Source organism: Paenibacillus sp. FSL R5-0407 (assembly GCF_038009185.1).
GTDB lineage: Bacteria > Bacillota > Bacilli > Paenibacillales > Paenibacillaceae > Fontibacillus > Fontibacillus vini.
The window spans coordinates 2,290,001-2,311,220 of the sequence record NZ_JBBPAX010000001.1 but is presented as its reverse complement, the minus strand read 5'-3'; the positions used below and the strand labels follow the sequence as shown (position 1 = coordinate 2,311,220).

General features: G+C 50.0%; 23 protein-coding genes and 1 other annotated feature (1 of these 24 only partly in view). All 23 genes read left to right on the top strand.

The genetic code is table 11. The features are described 5' to 3' along the window. Positions 1 to 56: 56 nt before the first annotated feature. A complete protein-coding gene (locus NYE70_RS11000; protein WP_244861638.1) occupies positions 57 to 1,301 on the top strand; it encodes an SPOR domain-containing protein in 1,245 nt (414 codons plus the stop codon). 230 nt (positions 1,302 to 1,531) lie between these two features. Then, positions 1,532 to 2,134, top strand: a complete 603-nt coding sequence (locus NYE70_RS10995) for a Maf family protein (protein WP_211023244.1) — start codon at positions 1,532 to 1,534, stop codon at positions 2,132 to 2,134. A gap of 87 nt (positions 2,135 to 2,221) precedes the next feature. Beyond that, on the top strand, positions 2,222 to 2,914 hold the full coding sequence (radC, locus tag NYE70_RS10990) for a RadC family protein (RefSeq protein WP_211023242.1): 693 nt from the start codon (positions 2,222 to 2,224) through the stop codon (positions 2,912 to 2,914). 38 nt (positions 2,915 to 2,952) lie between these two features. Then, entirely contained in the window at positions 2,953 to 3,987 is a 1,035-nt protein-coding gene (locus NYE70_RS10985; protein ID WP_211023240.1) for a rod shape-determining protein, read from the top strand. A gap of 138 nt (positions 3,988 to 4,125) precedes the next feature. Continuing rightward, a complete protein-coding gene (gene mreC, locus NYE70_RS10980; RefSeq protein WP_211023238.1) occupies positions 4,126 to 5,004 on the top strand; it encodes a rod shape-determining protein MreC in 879 nt (292 codons plus the stop codon). Further along, positions 5,001 to 5,531, top strand: coding sequence for a rod shape-determining protein MreD (gene mreD, locus NYE70_RS10975; RefSeq protein WP_211023236.1), 531 nt, complete (start codon positions 5,001 to 5,003; stop codon positions 5,529 to 5,531). The genes mreC and mreD overlap by 4 nt, the downstream gene beginning before the upstream one ends. 75 nt (positions 5,532 to 5,606) lie before the next feature. After that, a complete protein-coding gene (minC, locus tag NYE70_RS10970) occupies positions 5,607 to 6,269 on the top strand; it encodes a septum site-determining protein MinC (protein ID WP_213656091.1) in 663 nt (220 codons plus the stop codon). A gap of 3 nt (positions 6,270 to 6,272) precedes the next feature. Next, positions 6,273 to 7,067, top strand: coding sequence for a septum site-determining protein MinD (gene minD / locus NYE70_RS10965; RefSeq protein WP_211023231.1), 795 nt, complete (start codon positions 6,273 to 6,275; stop codon positions 7,065 to 7,067). A 6-nt stretch (positions 7,068 to 7,073) separates the two neighbouring features. After that, positions 7,074 to 8,222: an FtsW/RodA/SpoVE family cell cycle protein gene (locus NYE70_RS10960; RefSeq protein ID WP_211023229.1), complete on the top strand. Its 1,149-nt coding sequence runs from the start codon at positions 7,074 to 7,076 to the stop codon at positions 8,220 to 8,222. Between the two features lie 99 nt (positions 8,223 to 8,321). Further along, a complete protein-coding gene (locus NYE70_RS10955; protein ID WP_341045971.1) occupies positions 8,322 to 9,221 on the top strand; it encodes a M23 family metallopeptidase in 900 nt (299 codons plus the stop codon). Continuing rightward, complete coding sequence (locus NYE70_RS10950) at positions 9,214 to 10,071, top strand: M50 family metallopeptidase (RefSeq protein WP_341045970.1); 858 nt, start codon at positions 9,214 to 9,216, stop codon at positions 10,069 to 10,071. Before NYE70_RS10955 ends, NYE70_RS10950 begins: the two co-directional genes overlap by 8 nt. Positions 10,072 to 10,137: 66 nt before the next feature. Further along, positions 10,138 to 11,331, top strand: coding sequence for an Rne/Rng family ribonuclease (locus NYE70_RS10945; RefSeq protein WP_213656089.1), 1,194 nt, complete (start codon positions 10,138 to 10,140; stop codon positions 11,329 to 11,331). Between the two features lie 56 nt (positions 11,332 to 11,387). Continuing rightward, positions 11,388 to 11,475, top strand: a sequence feature (ribosomal protein L21 leader region). Positions 11,476 to 11,488: 13 nt separating this feature from the next. Beyond that, on the top strand, positions 11,489 to 11,800 hold the full coding sequence (gene rplU / locus NYE70_RS10940; protein WP_044481735.1) for a 50S ribosomal protein L21: 312 nt from the start codon (positions 11,489 to 11,491) through the stop codon (positions 11,798 to 11,800). A gap of 13 nt (positions 11,801 to 11,813) precedes the next feature. Further along, entirely contained in the window at positions 11,814 to 12,146 is a 333-nt protein-coding gene (locus tag NYE70_RS10935; RefSeq protein ID WP_211023221.1) for a ribosomal-processing cysteine protease Prp, read from the top strand. Positions 12,147 to 12,165: 19 nt separating this feature from the next. Beyond that, positions 12,166 to 12,477 carry a 50S ribosomal protein L27 gene (rpmA, locus tag NYE70_RS10930; protein WP_044481732.1) on the top strand — a complete coding sequence of 104 codons (312 nt, stop codon included), beginning with the start codon at positions 12,166 to 12,168 and terminating at the stop codon, positions 12,475 to 12,477. 215 nt (positions 12,478 to 12,692) lie between these two features. Beyond that, positions 12,693 to 13,436, top strand: coding sequence for a Spo0B domain-containing protein (locus NYE70_RS10925; protein ID WP_211023219.1), 744 nt, complete (start codon positions 12,693 to 12,695; stop codon positions 13,434 to 13,436). 14 nt (positions 13,437 to 13,450) lie between these two features. After that, complete coding sequence (obgE, locus tag NYE70_RS10920) at positions 13,451 to 14,764, top strand: GTPase ObgE (protein WP_341045968.1); 1,314 nt, start codon at positions 13,451 to 13,453, stop codon at positions 14,762 to 14,764. A gap of 172 nt (positions 14,765 to 14,936) precedes the next feature. After that, positions 14,937 to 15,374 (top strand): ACT domain-containing protein, encoded by a 438-nt coding sequence (locus NYE70_RS10915; protein ID WP_211023215.1) that lies wholly within the window; start codon positions 14,937 to 14,939, stop codon positions 15,372 to 15,374. Positions 15,375 to 15,417: 43 nt separating this feature from the next. Continuing rightward, positions 15,418 to 16,704, top strand: coding sequence for a homoserine dehydrogenase (locus NYE70_RS10910; RefSeq protein WP_341045967.1), 1,287 nt, complete (start codon positions 15,418 to 15,420; stop codon positions 16,702 to 16,704). Positions 16,705 to 16,815: 111 nt separating this feature from the next. Continuing rightward, positions 16,816 to 17,784, top strand: coding sequence for a homoserine kinase (thrB, locus tag NYE70_RS10905; RefSeq protein WP_341045966.1), 969 nt, complete (start codon positions 16,816 to 16,818; stop codon positions 17,782 to 17,784). Further along, positions 17,781 to 18,674 (top strand): prephenate dehydratase, encoded by an 894-nt coding sequence (gene pheA, locus NYE70_RS10900; RefSeq protein WP_211023208.1) that lies wholly within the window; start codon positions 17,781 to 17,783, stop codon positions 18,672 to 18,674. The genes thrB and pheA overlap by 4 nt, the downstream gene beginning before the upstream one ends. After that, positions 18,674 to 19,552: a branched-chain-amino-acid transaminase gene (gene ilvE / locus NYE70_RS10895; RefSeq protein ID WP_213656085.1), complete on the top strand. Its 879-nt coding sequence runs from the start codon at positions 18,674 to 18,676 to the stop codon at positions 19,550 to 19,552. The genes pheA and ilvE overlap by 1 nt, the downstream gene beginning before the upstream one ends. A gap of 183 nt (positions 19,553 to 19,735) precedes the next feature. Further along, positions 19,736 to 21,220 carry the 5' portion of a LysM peptidoglycan-binding domain-containing protein gene (locus tag NYE70_RS10890; protein WP_341045965.1) on the top strand. The gene runs 351 nt beyond the window's last position, so the window shows 1,485 of its 1,836 coding nt (coding positions 1-1,485); the start codon lies at positions 19,736 to 19,738; its stop codon lies off the right edge, out of view.

Here is a 21,220-nt window from a genome sequence, read left to right as displayed (position 1 = left end):
AGCTCCTCTCCATTCATATTGTATTTTTAGAAGAATGGACAAGGAGCGTGCGGAACGTGAATAACGCTAAAATGACTTTCCGATTTGACGATCAAGGGCGGGAAACCTCGCAGAATCGCCAAATCTCACAGGATCGCCAATCCCCGGAGGAACAACAAATCCCGCAGGAACGGCATGTTTCAGTGGAACGGCAATCTCAGCAAAAGCGCACTTTAGAAGTCGTACCCACAACGCCACCGTCACCGTCATCGTCACATACACTGGAAGCCGAGCCTGAATACTCAAGGAAACCTGTCTCCGAGGATGATACCGGTTTTGTTTATAACGAGCGGAGTGATCGGGACCCAACCACCTATCGCGCCGTTGAACTGGCGGAGGATTGGGGAGACCCGTTTACGGATTATACCGGGACTCACGGAATGGTCGTTCCGTCTTACGGTAATCACGCCCCGCGCCGTACGTCATGGTGGAAGGTTGCCGGGTCACTGACAGGCGCCATCGTTACCGGGGCGTTGTTCGGATTTGTAGTCCTCTCCATGTTCAATGGCGAAGTGACCGTTCCCATCCCGGGGATTTCCGTCCCTAATCAAACGGCGGCAGGAGAAGCCGTTACGGATATCCCTGTCTTCGGTCAGATTATTGAAGAGGATAACGCAGGCTCGGTAAACTCCGTACCGGTAAACATTGCTTTGCCGGAGCAAACTTACCATTTTCTTCAGTATGGGGTATTTAGCACGGCTGAAGGAGTGGTGCTCGCGCAGAAGGAATTGCAGGAATCCGGGATTGCCGCGGCCAGGGACACCGTTGACGAAAAGCGGGTTTACGCCGGTGTTTCCCCTGATCGTGAACAAGCCAAATTACTCAGCAGCCAGCTCAAGACGGCCGGAGTCAATCTCATCCTGCATGAAATCGCGCTGCCTACTTCGGCCGAGGTGGTATTCAACGGGGACGTGGTATCGCTGGAACGGTATTTTGCCCAAAGTGCCGAATTGATAGAATTGCTTAGTTCCTTATCGGCATCGCGTCTGGTCGAAGTTTCCCCTCAAATGCTAACGGCCGAGGAGCTGGGGGAGCTTGGGCAGAGTCATCAATTGTGGACAGAAAGCGCAGCCGCAATCCGCGGCCAGCAGCCGGAGACCTTTGCGGCGGAGGTCAGTGAGATGGAAAAGGCGATGAACAGTGCTGTAGAAGCTATGGCTGAATATAACAAAAAAGGGGCCAAAACATTGCTTTGGGAAGTCCAGGACGAGATTATGAGCTTTATTCTGGCTGAGCAAAAACTAGTGGGTTCCGGAAGCTGACCGCTGAAATTCGGTAAAAAACGGTAAGGGATTGGTAATACTTCCCCTTACCGTTTTTGTGTTTGTATTGCCGCTGAATAAACCTTATAATAATGGGGTGTCAAAAAATGGCGAGGATGACAGTGAAATCGTTGTCGAATCTTTCCGCCATCTAAGCCCTGTGAGAGACGGAACCGAAGGAAGAGAGGCTTTCTTTGGAAATCCGAACCGTTAAAGGAGAGTAGTGCCCCTTGGAATCCTCAGCAGCACGCCGCATCATTCTTGCATCTACATCCCCGCGCCGACGCGAACTGTTATCTTCTTTACATATTCCGTTTGAAGTTGTGCCGAGTCATGCCGATGAAACGACACCGGAGGACTGGTCGCCGGAAATCATCGTGACAGAGCTTGCCAAACGGAAGGCGGACGCCGTATACCTGAGCTTGAATCCTCAGGATCGTCAAGGCGTCATCGTCGGTAGCGATACGGTTGTTGTCAGGGATCATGTTGTGCTGGGCAAGCCGAAGGACAAGCAGGAGGCCGCCTCTATGATTTCTTCGTTGCAGGGGAGGAGCCACCAGGTTTATACCGGCGTTGCCTGTATAGACAGCCTTACCGGCGAGACCCGGGTGGATTACAGAATGACAGTAGTGACGATGAAGGCGCTGACCGAGGAGCAGATCGAAGCATACGCTGCCAGCGGAGAAGGACTGGACAAAGCCGGAGCTTACGGCATTCAAGGACTTGGGTCGACGATCGTGACCGGGATCGAAGGCTGTTATTTTAATGTCGTCGGATTACCGTTGTCATTGCTGGCCGAGATGCTGGCTTCATTCGGAATTGCCGTGTTTTAGAATCAGGAAGAGATAAAGCATATCCTTCCGGAATGTATTTTGCCCGCAAAGCGTTGCTTTGCCAAAACCATTCGGAAGCGAGGGATCATGTTGGAAATTGCAACTTATATGCTGCGTGATATTCCTAATGAAGAACGGCCCAGAGAACGGATGCTGCAATATGGGGCAGGCGCGCTAAGTCAGGCGGAACTGCTTGCTATTTTGCTGCGGACGGGGACGCGTCAGGAGTCCGCGATTCACATGGCTCAGCGGATACTGGCGGAAAATGGAGGGATCCGGGGCATCTTGGATCTCAGTCTAGATGAATTGACGAAAATGAAAGGAATCGGACCGGCTAAAGCGGTGCAGATCAAGGCTGGTATAGAGCTTGGTCAACGGTTAGCCAGAACGCGCCTGCCGGAAGCGCAGACGATTCGCAGCCCGCATGATGCGGCGGATTTATTGATGGAACAACTCCGGTATTTGCATAAGGAACATTTTGTTTGTCTGTTTTTAAATACGAAAAATCATATCATTGCTCAGGAGACCCTGTCGATCGGAAGTTTAAATGCTTCTATCGTTCATCCGCGGGAAGTGTTTCGCGCCGCAATCAAGTGCAGCAGCGCATCCGTCGTCTGCGCCCATAATCATCCCAGCGGGGACCCGACGCCTAGTCCGGAGGATATCCGGATGACGGAACGGCTGTGCCGGGCGGGAGATATTGTTGGGATCGACGTGTTGGACCACATTGTCATCGGGGACGGAAAATTCGTCAGTTTGAAGGAGCAAGGCTTGATGTAATATAATAGATAAGATACAGAAGGAAAGGGAGATACAGCATGTTAGGTGGCTTTACGAAAGATTTGGGAATCGATTTGGGGACGGCAAATACCCTGGTTTATATCCGTGGAAAAGGAATTATCGTGAGAGAACCTTCGGTAGTCGCCATTCATACCGATACTAAAAATATTGTGGCGGTCGGCGAGTCGGCCAAAAAAATGATCGGGAGAACTCCGGGCAATATCCGGGCCATTCGTCCAATGAAGGACGGGGTTATCGCCGATTTTGATACGACGGCAACAATGATCAAATATTTCATTCGCCAGGCACAGAAGCAGCGTTCGCTGTTCCAGCGCCATCCTAACGTGATGGTTTGCGTTCCGTCCGGCATCACGGCCGTTGAACAACGCGCGGTAGAAGATGCGACCAAACAAGCCGGAGCTCGTGAAGCTTATACGATCGAGGAGCCTTTCGCAGCGGCAATCGGCGCTGACTTGCCGGTCTGGGAACCGACAGGAAGCATGGTTGTTGATATCGGCGGCGGTACGACAGAGGTTGCGGTTATCTCTCTGGGAGGCATCGTAACGAGTAAATCGGTACGGGTTGCCGGCGACGAAATGGATGAATCGATCATCCAGTACATTAAACGGCAGTATAATTTAATGGTGGGCGAAAGAACGTCCGAACAATTGAAAATGGATATCGGTTCCGCGCTTGCTTTGGAAAAGGTCGAAACGATGGAAATTCGGGGCCGCGATCTTGTTTCGGGACTGCCGAAAACGATCACCATCACTTCTGACGAAATTTCCGAAGCGCTTAGCGATACGGTTAATGCTATTGTGGATGCCGTTAAAGTCACCTTGGAGAAATGTCCTCCGGAGCTGGCCGCGGATATTATGGACCGCGGAATCGTATTGACCGGCGGCGGAGCCCTGCTTCGCAATCTGGACAAATTGCTTGCAGGCGAGACGGGAATGCCCGTTATCGTTGCGGAGAACCCGCTGGATTGCGTAGCGATCGGCACGGGCAGAGCCTTGGATAACATTCACTTGTTTAAGTCAAAGAGCAGCTCCGCGCTTCGTTCCAAGCGTTAAGATTGAAGAATGCTTCACACATTGGATAACGGCCCCGTCCGGCAGCGGACGGACAGCCGTTTTTCTCGGTTTTTAACATTCTGATCATTCGGGAGAATCCCCGCTAAGGGGATAGGGAGAAATATGTAAGGTTGGAGGGTGCTTAAACTGTTTAAGCTGCTTGGCAATAAAAGACTGTTTATTTTGCTGATGGGACTCATCCTTTTCATTGCGGTCATGGGTTTCACCCTCGGATCGAGAACCAAATTGTCCTGGCCGGAAAAGTTTGTCAAGGACACGGTTGGCTTTGTGCAATACGTGTTTTACAAGCCCGCTGGCTACGTAGCGGGCTTGTTTGAAGATATCTCGGAACTGCATGCGCTCCAGGAGGAGAATGAGCAGCTTAAAATCGCCCTGTCCCACTATACGCGGGATAAGGCTTACTATAACTGGATTGAGCAGGAGAACGAGCGCCTGAAGAACGACCTGAAATTTACGAATGCTCAAAAGGAAATGTACGATTATACCTGGAAGATCGCACATGTCATTAGCGTGAATGATGATCCTGTCAATCGGACGATCGTGCTCAACATCGGCGGACGGGAAGGCGTCAAAGAAGGCATGGCCGTCTCTTCCGCTGAAGGTTTGGTTGGGATCGTCAGCCATGTCAGCAATTTTACCGCCACGGTGAAACTGGTAACGACCATGGATGCTAGAGATCCGAATTCAAACGGGATTGCCGTAACGGCCCAAGGTAAGGAGAATCAGATTTTCGGGGTGATCGAGTCCTTTGACAAAACCAGCGGTAATTTCCTGATGAGCCGGATTGATGACAAGAAGACCCTTGCCGAGGGTGACCTTATCGTATCCTCGGGAATCGGCGGGGTATTTCCGCGCGGGATGATTATCGGCAAGGTCACGGATATCCAGGTAGGCGAATTTGGGTTGACCTATACGGCTACGGTTAAACCGGCGGCGAGCTTTACGGATTGGAAAGAGCTGTTCGTAGTCTTTGCACCGGAGGCTGAAAAAGAGTGAGGAAACGCAAATATATTCTGATTCTGCTGCTGTTTCTTCTGTTCATTGTGGAGGGGACCATCGTCCCCTGGCTGATCCCGCCTTCCTGGGAGACCCGCATCGTCCCGCATCTGGTTTATATCGCTATTTTATTTTTCTCCGTATATGAAAATCGCCATACCGGACTGGTGCTCGGACTGTGCTTCGGCTTGCTGCAGGATATTGTATACTATGGTTCCATGATCGGCGCTTATTCGTTCGCGATGGGATTCTCCTGCTATCTGCTGGGGCTTCTGTCCAAGACGCGTCAAGCTCCGCTTCCATTAATGATGATTATCGTTTTGACCGGAAGTATACTGCTTGATTCGATATTGTTCGGTACTTATTCCTTGTTCGGACTTGTTCACGAGCCGTATGCCTGGGCTTTGATGAATCATATTATTCCGAATGTGTTCGTGCAGTTTGTGTTCGCGTTGATCATTTATGTACCGCTTCGCCGACAGCTAGAAATCATTACCAAGCGTCGTTCAGTCGAAGACAAGGCTTGATTTCCGACTTTTGCCCGGGAGAAGCAGGAACTTTCCGCCTTCTGCTCGAATTGATTAGGGAGGAGGGACAGGCTTATGACAGTAAAACCCAATCACGTTACAATCAAAGGCATCAAGGATGGCCTGGTTTTCCTGCTGGACGACAAGTGTGAACTCGGAACTTTGCTGGAAGAGTTGCGTTATAAATTGGAACATAGCCATCAAAATATTTTAACCGGTCCGATCATACATGTTGACGTAAAGCTGGGGACGCGGATCGTAAGCGACGACCAGAAAGAGTCGATCCTGGATATCCTGAGGCAAAAGGGAAACCTGCTGATTCGCTCCGTGGAAATGCCGGATTCGGAGCCTGCTGCCGATCCTCTCAAATCATTGACTACGATGTGCGGAATCGTCCGCTCCGGGCAAGTGCTCCATCATGAAGGGAACCTGATGTTCCTGGGAGACGTGAATCCGGGCGGAACGATCGCCTGTACGGGAGATATTTTTATTCTCGGATCATTGAGAGGAATGGCGCATGCCGGCTTGGAGGGCAATGAAGAGGCGGTAATTGCGGCCTCTTATTTGGCGCCTACCCAGCTTAGAATTGCCGAGGTTATCAGCCGGCCTCCGGATGAATGGGAGAACCGGGAGACTAGTATGGAATTTGCTTTTTTAAGTGACGGGAAGATGCAGATAGACAAAATTAGCAATATCCTCCGGATGAGACCGGATTTTATCGCGTTTAAAGGGGTGTAATCTATGGGAGAAGCTATCGTTGTCACATCCGGTAAGGGCGGTGTGGGCAAAACGACCACTTCGGCCAATATCGGTACAGCGCTTGCGCTGCTTGGCAAAAAGGTGTGTCTGGTGGATACGGATATCGGACTGCGCAATCTGGACGTAGTTATGGGACTGGAGAACCGGATCATTTATGATTTGATCGATGTGGCTGAAGGACGCTGTCGTTTAAACCAGGCTCTGGTGAAGGACAAGCGATTCGATGAGCTTTACATGCTGCCCGCTGCGCAAACTAAGGACAAACACGCGGTGACCGCTGAACAGGTCAAGGACATCATTCTTGAATTGAAAAAAGATCATGAATACGTGATTATCGACTGCCCTGCCGGGATTGAACAGGGCTTCAAAAACGCTATTGCCGGTGCCGATCAGGCTATCGTCGTGACTACGCCGGAGCATGCGGCCGTGCGGGACGCGGACCGGATTATCGGGCTGCTTGAGAGCTCCCATATCTCTTCGCCAAAATTGATCGTAAACCGGATCAGGGCAAATATGGTCAAATCCGGCGACATGCTCGAAATTGAGGATATCCTTCAGGTGCTGAATATCGACTTGATCGGTATCGTGCCGGATGACGAGTCTGTAATCAAAGCGGCCAATTCCGGTGAGCCGACGGTAATGAACCCCGATTCGAGAGCGGCAATCGCTTACCGCAACATTGCCCGCCGGATTTTGGGCGATACGGTTCCCCTGATGCTGCTGGATCAGAAAAAGGGCATGTTTACGCGCTTCAAAAAGTTTTTCGGAATGGGTTGATATTACTTGTTTTTCAAACTGAAAAAAGTGGACTGGCCAATGGTGGGCATCCTCCTTGTATTTATGGTGTTCAGCACGCTGCTGGTCCGAAGCGCCATTGCTCCGTATGAAACCCAATTCAGGGCTTACGATTTGAAAACGCTGGGATTCTATATCGTGGGATTTATCGTGGTATTCGCTATGGCCTTGGTTGATTACAGGACACTTTTGAAATATAGCTGGTATATTTACGGGGGAGGCTGCTTCCTGCTTGTCCTGGTGTTCTTGTTTGCCCCGGAAATTAATGGAGCGCGCAGTTGGTTCATGATTCCGGGTGGACTGCAGTTTCAACCTGCCGAACTCGTCAAGATCATACTGATTCTGACTACGGCTTACTTGCTGGGTCAGCGAAACGGACAGCAACTGCGCTTTCGCCGGGACATTATCCCCATCTCGGCAGTGACGTTGCTTCCGTTTATTTTGGTGCTTATTCAACCCGATTTGGGCAACGCCATTATTTATCTGGTCGTCCTGGTTGCGATGCTGTGGATCGGCAATACAAAGTATAGTCATGTGCTCATCGGACTAACCGTAGTAATAGCTGCCTTAATTGCTTTTGTTACTATTTTCAACACTTACAATGTGCAGATTCACGATTATTTGGAACAGCATAAGAAGCTGCACTGGTACCAGCGAATAAATACGTTCATTAATCCGGACCAGGCTTCAAGCGATGATAAGCATCAGTCCAGTTACGCCAAAATTGCAATCGGCTCCGGGGGGCTGACGGGAGACGGCTATTTGCAAGGTGAACTGAAAAATAAAAAGTTCGTCCCGTATCCTTATTCGGATTCCATCTTTGTGGTGGTCGGTGAAGAATTCGGCTTTCTCGGCTCCGCCTTGCTGCTGCTCATCTACTTCTTGTTTATTTACAGGATGATTCTCATTGCCTTGCATTGCATCGACAAGCGAGGCGCCTATATGATCGTCGGGATTGCCGCGATGTTTTTGTTCCAGATTTTCGAGAACGTCGGAATGATGATCGGATTAATGCCAATCACGGGGATTACGCTGCCGTTTATTAGTTATGGCGGGACCTCGCTGCTGATCAATATGCTTTGTATTGGATTGGTATTCAGCATTAAGCTGCATCAGGAAAAGTATAAAGTGGATTAAAGAACCGGTGCCGAAGGGCATCGGTTTTTTTGCGGTTCATATTTCGGTCAAGCCCCTCATACATATAAATCACGAGATGTGACCGGGAGGGTGCGAGAAATGGATGTGAAATCGAATGTGCGAAAGCGCCGCGAAGAACGCATCAGACAGTTGACTGCCGGAGATTTGGCGGGAGCGGGAGCGGGACATGCCCCCGCGGCGGACGGAATGCCCGGAAATACGGAAGTGGTCAGAGGAGACAAGCAAGCGCCGAAGCCTCTATTTTCAAGAAAAGTGGATGAGCCAGATCCCGAGCTCCTGTGGAAACGGGGGCAAGGCCGATGGAATGATAGCGATGTGCCTGGTTCGGGAGACGGCGGTTATTCCGGAGGCAACAAGACCTCATTTTGGAGTATGTTGTTCCTGAGAATGATCATCAGCGCTCTTTTGTTTGCTGCATTATGGGGAATTGAACGGTATGAGCCCGCCTGGTCTCTTCCGGTCCGTGCCTTCGTGGCCCAATCGCTTACGCAGGAAATGGATTTTGGCGCCGCAGAGGCTTGGTATGAGCGTACTTTTGGGGGGCCGCCTTCCTTTATTCCAATCTTTAAACACAATGAAGAGAAAGGTTTAAAGGTAGGGACGGTCACCGGATTTGTGACTCCGATCGAAGGGACATTGGCATCTCCTTTTGCCCTTAACCTGAAAGGGGTGGAGATTATCCCGACGGGAGATTCGGGCGGCGGAGATCAGGTTAAAAGCGTAGAAACGGGACGTATTCTCAGCGTAGCCCGTGACGCCATAACCGGAATGACGGTAACGGTTCAACATGCGAACGGGTATGTATCGGTCTATGGACATCTGGAACAGCCCTCGGTAGCCAAAGGCGATTGGGTGGAGGGGGGCGACGTCCTTGGAAAAATCGTAGCCCCGAGCGAGAACGAATTTCCAACCCTGTATTTTGCGATGAAAAAAAATGATCGGTATATTGATCCGGCGGATGTGATTCCTTTTGATTAAGTGGGGCGGCATCAATATCTCTTTTCATCCCTTTTTTATACTAATTATGCTGGCTTCCATTTTTACCGGTCATTTTTTGGAACTTCTTGCCTTGTTTGCCATCGTGTTCGTTCACGAGCTCGGCCATGTGGCTTGCGCCCGGCTATTCGGCATTCACGTATCGACCATACAAATGCTCCCTTTTGGCGGCGTTGCGGTCATGGAGGATACCGGACATTTGACTGCCGGACGTGAGGTGGCCATTGCGCTGGCCGGACCGGCGCAAAACCTGCTGATGATTGGAATCTCCTGGCTTCTTCATGCCACCGGCATTTGGGAGGGGCCGTTTTTTTCTTATTTTGTAGAAAGCAACTTGTTAATCGCCTTGTTTAATTTGCTCCCGATTTTGCCGCTGGACGGAGGAAAGGTTTGCCAGGCCTTATGCAGTAAGGGGCTTCCGTTTCATTCCACGCTGGTTTGGTCGCTTCGCATCAGCATCCTGTTCAGTTTGCTTGTGACGGTGTATTCTGTTGCTCCGCTGGTGCTGGGTTATGGGGCGCTGCAAATGAACCTGTTATTGGTAGGCGTGTTTTTGCTTTATTCCAATATAACGGATTATCGAAATATCCCGTACCGTTTCTTGCGGTTTCTCGTTAACCGAGAGAATGAATTTGCCCGCCATCTATTGGCCGGGAGTCTGGCACAGCCGATTGTTGCCGACAAAGCGAAACCTTTGGACGGACTTTTGCGTCTCTTTAAAAGGGAAAAGTATCATTTCATATATATTATGAATGCTCAAGGGAATATTGTAGCTGTGGTGCCGGAGCAGCGGGTAATTTCCTCTTATTTGCGGGGAGATCCCGGCGCTTGATTATGGGAGGCCATGTTATAATGAAGAAGACGGCTTGGATAGAACGTAAGAGTGAGGGTGAGGTCAATGAAACAGTTGATTGTTCACTGCGGCCCTGATTCCACCCAGATGGCGCTGCTTGAAGAAGGAAAATTGGTGGAATATGCAGCGGAGCGTTCTCAAAAAAGAGGACTGGTAGGCAGTTTTTTTAAAGGAAAAGTCATGAATGTGATACCCGGTATGCAGGCTGCTTTCGTTGATATCGGCCAGAAGAAGAATGCATTCCTATATATCGATGATTTATTGCATCCTCATTTGGAGAAACAGCCTAAGCAAAAGCCTCCGATTTCGGACTTGCTTAAGCCGGGACAGGAATTAATTTTGCAGGTAGTTAAAGAAGCAATCGGAAACAAAGGGGCGCGCGTAACGACGCACTATTCGCTACCCGGTCGTTGGCTTGTTTATATGCCGTCAGCCGGGTATGTTGCCGTATCCAAGAAAATCGGGCAAGAGGAAGAACGTTCCCGTCTCAGAGAGATCGGGGAGGAGCTGCGTACGCCTGAAGAAGGGCTTATCCTGCGGACGGTTGCCGAATATGCGGAGAAAGAAGCGGTCGCGGAGGATCTTGCCCAGTTAAGAGAGCAATGGGGAACGATTTTGCTTAAAGGTGAACAAGCTTCCGCCCCTGCCGCTTTACATCATGATCTTAGCATGGTTCAACGGCTGATGCGGGATGTGTATAGCCCGGCAACGGATGAGCTGATCATGGATTGCCCGGAACAAGCCGGAGAGGCGACTGCTTTTTTGGCGGCAATGCTGCAAGGTAAACAACCGAATGTCCGAATTTACAAGGCCGATATTCCTCTATTTGATTACTACGGAATCAAGCAGCAACTGGATAAGGATTTTCAGCGCAAAGTGTGGCTGCCCGGAGGCGGGTATCTGGTTTGGGACACGACGGAAGCTTTGACGGTGATCGATGTGAATACCGGGAAATTTACCGGCGGAGACAATTTGGAAGATACCGTATTTCGGACGAATGTGGAGGCGGCCCGGGAAATTGCGAGGCTGGTCCGGCTCCGGGATACCGGCGGAATTATCATTGTCGATTTCATTGATATGAGCAGCGAGCATCATCGTACGGCCGTGTGCGATACGTTGGAAGCTTCACTGAACGGGGATCGGACACAGCATCATATATTAGGCTGGACCAAGCTTGGATTGCTGGAAATGACCCGGAAAAGAATGAGGGAGCAACCTATTTTTTTAGGTGATGATTGATTTCTTAATGAACCCATGGTAGTATATTAAGGTATGTGTTATGAGTTAGCCTTGTACACATGCTGTAACCGCTCCGATCGGGTTAGAAAGTCCGTTTGTTCTTAAGGACAACGGCACCTAAATCAGGCGAGTCTGAGACATGAGGAGGTGCAAGCAAATGTACGCAATTATCGAAACTGGCGGTAAACAATACCGTGTTCAAGAAGGCGATGTTCTTTACATCGAGAAATTGAACGCTGAAGATGGCGCAAGCGTGACGTTCGATCGCGTGTTGGCAGTATCTAAAGGTGAAGGTTTGGTAACGGGAGCTCCATTGGTATCCGGCGCAAGTGTAACGGCGAAAGTCGAAAAACACGGCAAAGGCCAAAAAGTTGTCGTTTACAAATACAAGCCTAAGAAGAACTACCACAAAAAACAAGGTCATCGTCAACCTTACACGAAAGTGACCATCGAGAAAATCCAAGCGTAAGTAGGTGCGGTAGATGATTATCGTCTCCATTCTGCGCGGCAGGGATAACGACATAACAGGGTTTGAAGTGTCAGGTCATGCTGGCTACGCCGAATCAGGACAGGATATCGTATGTGCCGGTGTATCCGCCGTTACTGTTGGTACGGTGAATTCTATCGAGGCGCTGACGGGAACCGTGATGGATGCCGAAATGAAAAACGGCTTTCTGAACGCGAAACTTCCCGGGGATGTTGCTCCGAAAGCGGCTGAACAGGTGCAATTGCTGCTCTTATCCATGGTCGTTATGCTTCAGAGTATCGAAGGCTCATACGGATCGTATATTAAAATAAAAGACGTTATTATTTAAAGAAGGAGGTAGATGGACAATGTTGAAATTGGATCTTCAGTTGTTCGCTTCGAAGAAGGGCGTAGGCTCTACGAAGAACGGACGTGACAGTATTGCGAAACGCCTTGGCGTTAAACGTGCAGACGGTCAAACCGTTACCGGCGGAAGCATTCTTGTTCGCCAACGCGGCACGAAAATTCATCCGGGTACCAACGTGGGAATCGGTAAAGACGACACGCTGTTTGCAAAAGTGGATGGCGTCGTGAAATTCGAACGTTGGGGTCGCGACCGTAAAAAAGTGAGCGTCTACCCAGTGGAAACCGCTCCTGTAGCGGCTGCAGTAGAAGCTTAAGAGCTTCGCTTCGGTTATAACTTTCGAAAGCCCTCGGCATGTGAATGCCGGGGGCTTTCTTTTTGACATGATGGAAAGATAAGCCGAAATTGTTTCGCCGGGTGAAGCAGAAAGTATATATTTTGGAACGTTATTCGGACAAGGTTTGTGATATACTGGGTAATGATGTCAGGGTGGAAGGTTCGCCCAATCTGTTTAGAGGAACGGGGTAACTCATGAAACATCGGTTCACGGCGTCGGCGATCGTGGCTGCGCTATCCATTGCTTGTCTGGTTCTTATGTATTATTTTCATTCACCGGCTGGCTATACTCTTATCGGCTTATGCCTGTTGTTCCTATTTTTCGGGTATGTAAAGTATGTAAACAGACAGGCGGAAAACGAGCGAAAGCAACTGCTCGAATCCGTTCAACGGACGGCTGCAGCGACCCTTGGCCATCATCGCCATGACTGGATGAACGATCTGCAAATTTTATACGGATATATCCAGCTGGGCAAGTATGATAAACTGGCGGGCTGTGTGGAAAGAATAAAGGAACGGATGGCAGCGGACAGTAAAATTTCCAGGTTAGGCATTCCTTCGCTTGTTTTTTACCTCCATTCGTTTCGGGAAATGAACGGTTCGGTCCAGCTTGAAGTATGCATACAGGACGACCTCCAACTCGGAGACCTGTTGACTGCGGAGGATGCGGAACAATTCACGGAAGCGATTATTTCGACGATCCGGGCATATCAGTTTACGGGACGTTCCTCCTGGGGAGAGGTCTTGCAGCTTAAATTGTCCATTTGCCGGGAAGGCGGCGAAGTGCTGGCCATGTTTGAACGGCAAGATCATACGTTGGACAATATAGAGATATTAAAACGCCACCTGAATGAATGGAATACCGGCAAAAGAGTGCTGGCGGAGCAGATCGATTCGAGACCCGAATCCTTAAGACTCCGCGTAGCTTGCGCAAACTAGAATGAGGTGAATGCATGTTTGTAGATAAAGCAAAGATATATGTTAAAGGCGGAGATGGCGGAGACGGAATCGTTGCTTTCCGCAGAGAGAAGTATGTGCCTGATGGCGGACCGGCCGGCGGCGACGGGGGCAAAGGCGGCGACGTCATATTCCGGGTCGACGAGGGCCTCAGAACGTTGATGGATTTCCGGTACCAACGTCACTTCAAGGCGGAACGCGGGGAAAAGGGACGCAACAAGAGCCAGCACGGCGCTAATGCGGAAAGTATGGTAGTACGCATTCCTCCGGGTACGGTCCTTATTGATGACGACACGCAGGAAGTGTTGGCGGATATGACGCATCACGGCCAGCAAATCGTCGTGGCAAGAGGAGGACGCGGAGGACGCGGAAACATTCGCTTCGCTACGCCGAACAATCCGGCCCCGGAATTGGCCGAGCATGGCGAGGAAGGTCAGGAACGCTGGATTGTGCTTGAGCTGAAGGTGATGGCGGATGTCGGTCTGGTCGGTTTCCCGAGCGTCGGCAAATCGACGCTGTTGTCCGTCGTATCGGCAGCCAAACCGAAAATCGGAGCCTATCATTTTACAACAATTACGCCGAATCTCGGTGTCGTAGATGTCAGTGAAGGCCGCAGTTTCGTCATGGCCGACCTCCCGGGGCTTATTGAAGGAGCTCATGAAGGTGTTGGGCTTGGACATGAATTTTTGCGTCATGTGGAGCGCACCCGGATCATTATTCATGTTGTTGATATGGCCGGTTCCGAAGGGCGGGATCCTTTTGACGACTGGATGAAGATCAATGATGAGCTTAAGCTCTATAATGCCGATTTAGAGAGCCGTCCACAAATCGTGGCCGCCAATAAAATGGATATGCCCGAAGCGGAGGAGAATCTGGAGAAGTTCCGCGAACAAGTGAAGGAAATCCGACCGGACCTGGAGATTCTCCCTATTTCTTCGTTGACCCGCCAAGGCGTGCAAGAACTGCTTTACCGGGCTGCCGATATGTTGGATGAAATTCCGGAAGCTCCGGCTATCGAAGAGGTTACGGAGCTCAGCGAACGGAAAATTTACAAACTGGATAAAGCGGAAGACAACAGCTTCACGATCCGGAGAGAGAACGAGATGTTTATCGTCGAGAGTCCTAAGATCGAGCGGATGATGAAGCGTATGCAGCTTCATACCCATGACGCGATCTTGAAATTGGCCCGGACTATGCGCCATATGGGTGTGGACGAGGAGCTGCGGAACCGGGGCGCTAAAGACGGAACCTTGGTCCGCATCGGCGATTTTGAATTTGAATTTGTTGAAGGCAGCAGCTACTATTATTAAGATGCAATGCAGGTCCATGTACACCATGAAACGGATACTATCCTAGAGCAGGATATAGTATCCGTTTTTCTTATAAATAGCGCCTATTACACAAATGTGGATTGCCTCATGGGAAGCTTTCCGTTATAATGTCCACTATACGAAAACATAAGTCTCTAAGGGGAGGACGTTTGTGAAGGAACGTTATTATCTGGTCCGCGAGGATATTTTGCCTGAGGCTGTCATCAAGACGTTGCAAGTTAAGCAGCTTCTTGCTGTCGGAGATGTAAAAACCGTGCATGAAGCGGTCGCCCAGGTAGGATTGAGCCGAAGTGCCTTTTATAAATACAAAGATGGCATTCATCTATTAAATGAGATTGAGCGGGACAGCATTGTTACTATCTCCTTTGACCTGGAGCACACTTCGGGTATTTTGTCTAAAGTGCTGTCGTTAATTGCCGGCTCGGGAGGAAATGTTCTGACGATCAATCAGAGCATACCGCTTCAAGGCAGAGCCAATGTGGTTATTTCCGTGGAAACCTCCAGATTGACGGAAGAATTGGATGCCTTGATGGAATTGCTTCAAACCACCCCCGGCGTCAGAAAAACGCAGATCGTCGGTCAGGGATAAGTCATTCGTTCTTTACCACTTATTACAAGGGAGGGGTCAGAAAGTGAAACCCGTTAAAGTAGGATTGCTTGGATTGGGCACGGTGGGAACCGGTGTCGTACGGATTGTTGAAGGACATCAGGAGGACTTGAGCAGTCAAGTCGGGTCCCCGATCGTCATTGAGAAAATAGCGGTTAAGAGTCTGGATAAGAAGCGGAACATTGAAATAGAGCGAAGCAAGTTGACGGAAGATCCTTGGGAGGTCATCCGCGATCCCGAAATCGACGTTATTGTGGAAGTAATGGGCGGCATTGCCAGCACTAAAGAATACATTCTGGAAGCCCTTGACCGGGGAAAGCACATCGTTACGGCCAATAAGGATCTGATGGCGTTGTACGGATCTGAAATTTTGGCCAAAGCGCTGGAGAAGCAATGCGATGTGTTCTATGAAGCGAGCGTGGCAGGCGGCATCCCGATCATACGTACTTTGATTGAAGGTTTCTCTTCGGATCGGATCATGAAAATCATGGGTATTGTCAACGGGACGACGAATTATATCCTGTCCAAGATGAGCCAGGAAGGGGCTTCCTATGAAGACGTCCTTGCTGAAGCCCAGGAGCTTGGCTACGCTGAGGCGGATCCTACTTCCGATGTCGAAGGACTTGATGCGGCCCGCAAAATGGCCATTCTCGGAACGCTCGGGTTCCGGACCAATGTAGAATTGCAGGACGTACAGGTTCGCGGAATTTCGTCCGTTAGCAAAGAAGACATCCAGTATGCAAAACGTCTCGGTTATGAGATGAAATTGCTCGGGATCGCGGATCGTCAGGATGACGAGTTCAGTATCGCCGTACAGCCGACCATGGTGAAGAAGAGCCATCCGATTGCGGCGGTGAACGGAGTGTTTAATGCGGTATACGTATATGGCGAAGCGGTAGGCGAGACGATGTTCTACGGAGCCGGGGCCGGCGAAATGCCGACAGCCACTTCCGTCGTTGCCGATCTGGTCGCGGTCGTTAAGAACCTGAAGCTGGGCGTTAACGGTCTGAAAGCTATTGTGCCTTACAAACCAAAAAAATTGAAAAATGACGATCAGATCTCATTTAAAAACTTCCTTCTGCTTCAGGTATCTGATAAAGCCGGGGTGTTGGCTCAGATTACACAGGTGTTCGCTGAATACGAAGTAAGTCTGGAATCGGTAGTCCAGTCGCCTAACGTGGATACTCCTGACGCTGAAATTATGATTGTTACCCATAACGCCAGCAAGGCTAGTATGGATCAAGTACTGAACCATTTCGAAACCCTGGATGTGATTCGTCGGGTTAAGAGTGTATATCGCGTAGAAGGCTAGTAAACCTGAATTTTATATAAATAAGTATCCCATATTCATAAAAGGAGTTTCATCTTATGAACGGCATGTGCATGACACAAACTTGTATAGAATATGGAGGGGAGGTGCGCCATGATCCGGAATGAAGGGGTCCGGGTAAAAGTCCCGGCAAGCACGGCCAATTTGGGGCCGGGTTTCGATACTCTCGGCATGGCGCTCACCCTCTATGCATGGATCGAAATGAAACCGGCGGAAGCCACCGTTTTTCACCTGCATGGCGAGAATCTGGATGGACTGCCGACGGACAAGAGCAATTTGCTTTATAAAGTAGCCCAATCCGTGTTTGATGAAGCGGGAGTATCGCTTCCTGAGCTTGAAATTACGATGTATTCCGATATTCCTTTGACCCGCGGGCTTGGAAGCAGCGCTTCGGCTATCGTGGGCGCCCTGTATGCCGCCAATTTGCTGATCGGTTCGCCACTGAGCCTTGGCCGACTATTCAATATGGCTACGGCACTTGAACATCATCCGGACAATGTGGGGGCATCGCTATACGGAGGAATCATCACGGCTGTTTGGGACGGGGCGCACGCGGAAGCGCTGCGCATCGAACCTCCCGATCAGCTTGATGTGCTGGTAGCCATTCCGGATTTTCAGCTGTCCACTTCGAAAGCCAGAGAGGTATTACCCAAGCAAATTGGCATGAGCGATGCCGTCTATAACATAAGCCGCGCTTCCTTGCTGACCGCCGCTTTAACCATGGGCCGGCTGGATTTGATCAAGGATGCGATGCGGGATCGGCTGCATCAGCCTTATCGGGCCTCGCTCGTCCCGGGTATGGGACGCATTCTGGAGGAAGCGACCCAGCATGGAGCGCTTGGAACAGCCCTCAGCGGCGCCGGCCCTACGTTGCTGGCACTGGTTGACCGGACGGATAATCAGGGTGAAGAGCTTAGAAGCTTTTTATTGGGTGTGCTAGGGAACGAAGGGATTACGGCAAGGACGCTTTGGTTAAAACCTTGCACACATGGCGTTACTGAGCTTACTATGATTAAAGGTTCTTCATTACTGGATATGATTAAAGGGGAAGTAAAAGCATGAAACGAATAGCATTGCTACCGGCAGGATCGGTATCCCACGAGGCGGTGCTTCACTTGTTCGGAGACGAACCGGTGGAACTGCTACATTATAAGCAAATTTCGGATGTTTTCTTGGCTGCCGCAAACGGCATCAGCGATTACAGCGTGATTCCGATGGAAAATACGATTGAAGGCTCGGTCAGTTTGCATATGGACTGGCTTGTCCATGAGGTCGACATTCCGATGCAGGTCGAATGGGTATACCCGTCGATTCAAAATCTGGTCGGCAATCGCAACGAATTTGAAGCTTCTTCGGGTGAAGGCATCGACTTTTCGAAAGTAAAGAAGGTTCTCTCTCATCCGGTGGCCATGGCGCAGTGCCTGCAGTTTATCCGGTCCCGCATGCCTCATGCGGAGCTGGAGCATGTAGGAAGTACCTCCGAGGCCGTGGAGCTGGTAAAGCAGCATCCCGGCTCCGGCTGGACGGCGGTAGGGACCACCTTAGGAGCCAAACATCACGGACTTGATATTCTTGCGGAAAAGGTTACGGACCACGACAATAACTATACCCGGTTTGCGTTGATCGGGCCGTCGCCTTTGCAAATCGGTTCTAGGCCTTCCGAGGCCAAGACCAGCATTCTCGTTACCTTGCCCGAGGATTTTCCGGGCGCGCTTCATCAGGTTCTCTCGGCGTTTGCCTGGCGGAAACTGAACTTGTCGCGAATCGAATCCCGGCCCACCAAAAAACGGCTGGGTAATTATTACTTTTATATGGATGTGCTTGCTCCGATGGATTCGGTGCTTCTTCCGTCCGCGATCGGGGAAATTGAGGCTTTGGGCTGCCAGGTACGGATTCTGGGCAGTTATCCCAGTTACACTTATGAAGGATTAAAATCGGAGGTGCAGAAATAATGGCAGAACAATGGATCTATTTAGACGGACAATTCGTAACCAAGGAAAATGCAAAAGTTTCGGTATTCGACCACGGTTTTTTATACGGTGACGGGATATTTGAAGGAATCCGTATCTACAACGGCAATATTTTCAAATGCAAAGAACACTTGGACCGTCTGTATGACTCGGCAAAATCGATCATGCTCAACATTCCGCTGACCTTTCAGGAAATGGAGGAGGCTCTTGTTGAAACGCTGCGCCGCAACGAACTGCGCGATGGATATATCCGCCTGGTCGTATCGCGCGGGATGGGCAATTTGGGACTCGACCCGAACCGTTGTCCGAAGGCTTCGGTCGTTATTATTGTGGAGCAACTCGCGATTTACTCGGAGGAAGCTTACAAAACCGGGCTTAAGACCGTATCCGTCTCCACCAAACGGAATCTCCCGGATGCCTTGAATCCGAAGATCAAATCCCTGAACTATTTGAACAATATTCTTGTGAAAATCCAGTCGAATCTGTCGGGAGCGGGCGAGGCGATCATGCTGAATGCTCAAGGCTACGTTACTGAGGGTTCCGGGGATAATATTTTTGTCATAAAAAACGGTGTGATCACTACGCCTCCTTGCTACTTGGGAGCTCTTGACGGGATTACTCGCCAGGCGATCATCGAAATTTGCAACAATAAAGGCCTCAAAATCAAAGAGGAGCCATTCACGCTTCATGATGTCTATGTAGCGGATGAAGTTTTCCTGACGGGCACGGCGGCCGAAGTAATTGCGGTACGCGAGGTAGACGGCCGGATTATCGGCGAAGGCCATGCAGGCCCGATCACGTTGAAGCTGCTTGAAGAGTTCCGTAGCATCGTTGACAAAGACGGCTTAAAAGTGTGGTAATTGCATAGCAAGCGCGTATTCTTAGAATTTTGAATCAAAATCCTGTTCGTTTCGGAAGAGACGGATAGGATTTTTTTATTGTGCGGGGATGTCAAAAACATGGGCTCCTGCATAGGATGTATTAATTGGGCCCCGGGCGGGAGAGTCGCGTACCGGAGAAGAATTCTAGGAGGTCTTTAACGCGTGAAAATCCACATTGTTAAAAAGGGCGACACTTTATTTGATCTCTCAAAAAAGTATCAGGTGCCTTTGCAAAAGCTGATTGAGGCCAATCCGAAAATCGTTAATCCGGATCAACTCAATCTAGGCGACAAGGTAAAGATTCCGTCGTCCGCTGTTCCGGTTGATGGCGAAGGAGCCAATGTTTACAAGCATACAGTCAAACAGGGAGATTCTTTATGGAAGCTGGCTAAAGCCTGGGGGCTTCCGCTGCAGTCCCTGATTCAAGCCAACCCTCAATTGAGCGATCCCAATGTGCTTAAGGTTGGAGAAGTCGTCAATATTCCGACCCAAGGACAGAACGCGCCGTCGGATCCTCCCGCAAATGAAAACAATGCCAATCAGGCGCCGATTGTGTCCGGGCCAACCGGAAAGAAAAATACGGCGCCTATAGCGGGAGGGCAGAAACCTGAACAAACTAAGCCGATTCCTGCTCCTGCTCCGGCCCCGGTGCCATTACCGGCCCCGGCACCTGAGAATGTGGAGCCGCCGAAGCCAGCACCCGTTCCTGTTCCGATCCAAGTAGAAATCGATGTAGAGCATATTACTTATGAACCGATTCAATATGAGAACATTAAGATCGAGCATATTAAAGCAGAAGAGCCTTGCCCGCCTAAACAAGAATATCCGGTCCTCCCTTCTCCTTATCATTATCAGGTAGAACAACCCGTTTATATTGCTCCTGCTCATACTTCCTCTCCATGCGGGTGTTCGGATAAGGGGCCAAAAATGGAGAACGAAAATTTGTTTTATCAGTATCCAATGCATGCCGAGATGGTGTCCTCATATTATGATTTTCCACAAATGCCTCAGGAGCAGGTAATGGGAATGGAAATGCAACACTCCTTTGGAGGCGAGTATCCGGGAATTTCAAACGCTCCGTTCCATCAAGCGCCTGTAATGGGATATTCCATGGAGCCATGCCCGGAGCATCTAATGGATAACAAGCATTACGAATCTCCGTGGCAGCATCCGTTAATGGGCGAGAATTATCCGCATCATTCCGTACATCCGAATGAGATGTATGGCGGAATGCATCAGCAGCAGGGCTACGGCTGGCCGATTCCATACGGACCATCCACCTGTTGCGGACCTCAAGCAATGCCTATTCAGGAATATCATCATGAAATGATGTATCCAAATGCTATGCACCCTAACGCTATGCACCCTAACGCTATGCACCCTAACGCTATGCACCCTAACGCTATGCATCCAAATGCTATGCACCCAAATGCTATGTACCCTAACGCAATGCATCCAAATGCTATGCATCCAAATGCCATGAACCCCTATGGATATGCGCCTGCTTATCAGGAACCGTATGGAGTTATGGGAGAGCAAGTTGCTCCCGGAATGCCAGGAATGATCGGAATGCAGGGGATGTCTGGGATGCCAGGGATGTTTGAAATGCCGGGAATGTCTGAAATGCCAGGAATGTCCGGAATGTCT

Bases quoted from the DNA above. Each gene is read 5' to 3' on its own strand.
- NYE70_RS10935 (WP_211023221.1), top strand. From the start codon at position 11,814: ATGATTATCGTCTCCATTCTGCGCGGCAGGGATAACGACATAACAGGG.
- pheA (WP_211023208.1), top strand. From the start codon at position 17,781: ATGAAACGAATAGCATTGCTACCGGCAGGATCGGTATCCCACGAGGCG.
- NYE70_RS10985 (WP_211023240.1), top strand. From the start codon at position 2,953: ATGTTAGGTGGCTTTACGAAAGATTTGGGAATCGATTTGGGGACGGCA.
- ilvE (WP_213656085.1), top strand. From the start codon at position 18,674: ATGGCAGAACAATGGATCTATTTAGACGGACAATTCGTAACCAAGGAA.
- minC (WP_213656091.1), top strand. From the start codon at position 5,607: ATGACAGTAAAACCCAATCACGTTACAATCAAAGGCATCAAGGATGGC.
- NYE70_RS10955 (WP_341045971.1), top strand. From the start codon at position 8,322: ATGGATGTGAAATCGAATGTGCGAAAGCGCCGCGAAGAACGCATCAGA.
- NYE70_RS10945 (WP_213656089.1), top strand. From the start codon at position 10,138: ATGAAACAGTTGATTGTTCACTGCGGCCCTGATTCCACCCAGATGGCG.
- thrB (WP_341045966.1), top strand. From the start codon at position 16,816: ATGATCCGGAATGAAGGGGTCCGGGTAAAAGTCCCGGCAAGCACGGCC.
- rpmA (WP_044481732.1), top strand. From the start codon at position 12,166: ATGTTGAAATTGGATCTTCAGTTGTTCGCTTCGAAGAAGGGCGTAGGC.
- obgE (WP_341045968.1), top strand. From the start codon at position 13,451: ATGTTTGTAGATAAAGCAAAGATATATGTTAAAGGCGGAGATGGCGGA.
- radC (WP_211023242.1), top strand. From the start codon at position 2,222: ATGTTGGAAATTGCAACTTATATGCTGCGTGATATTCCTAATGAAGAA.
- rplU (WP_044481735.1), top strand. From the start codon at position 11,489: ATGTACGCAATTATCGAAACTGGCGGTAAACAATACCGTGTTCAAGAA.
- NYE70_RS10925 (WP_211023219.1), top strand. From the start codon at position 12,693: ATGAAACATCGGTTCACGGCGTCGGCGATCGTGGCTGCGCTATCCATT.
- minD (WP_211023231.1), top strand. From the start codon at position 6,273: ATGGGAGAAGCTATCGTTGTCACATCCGGTAAGGGCGGTGTGGGCAAA.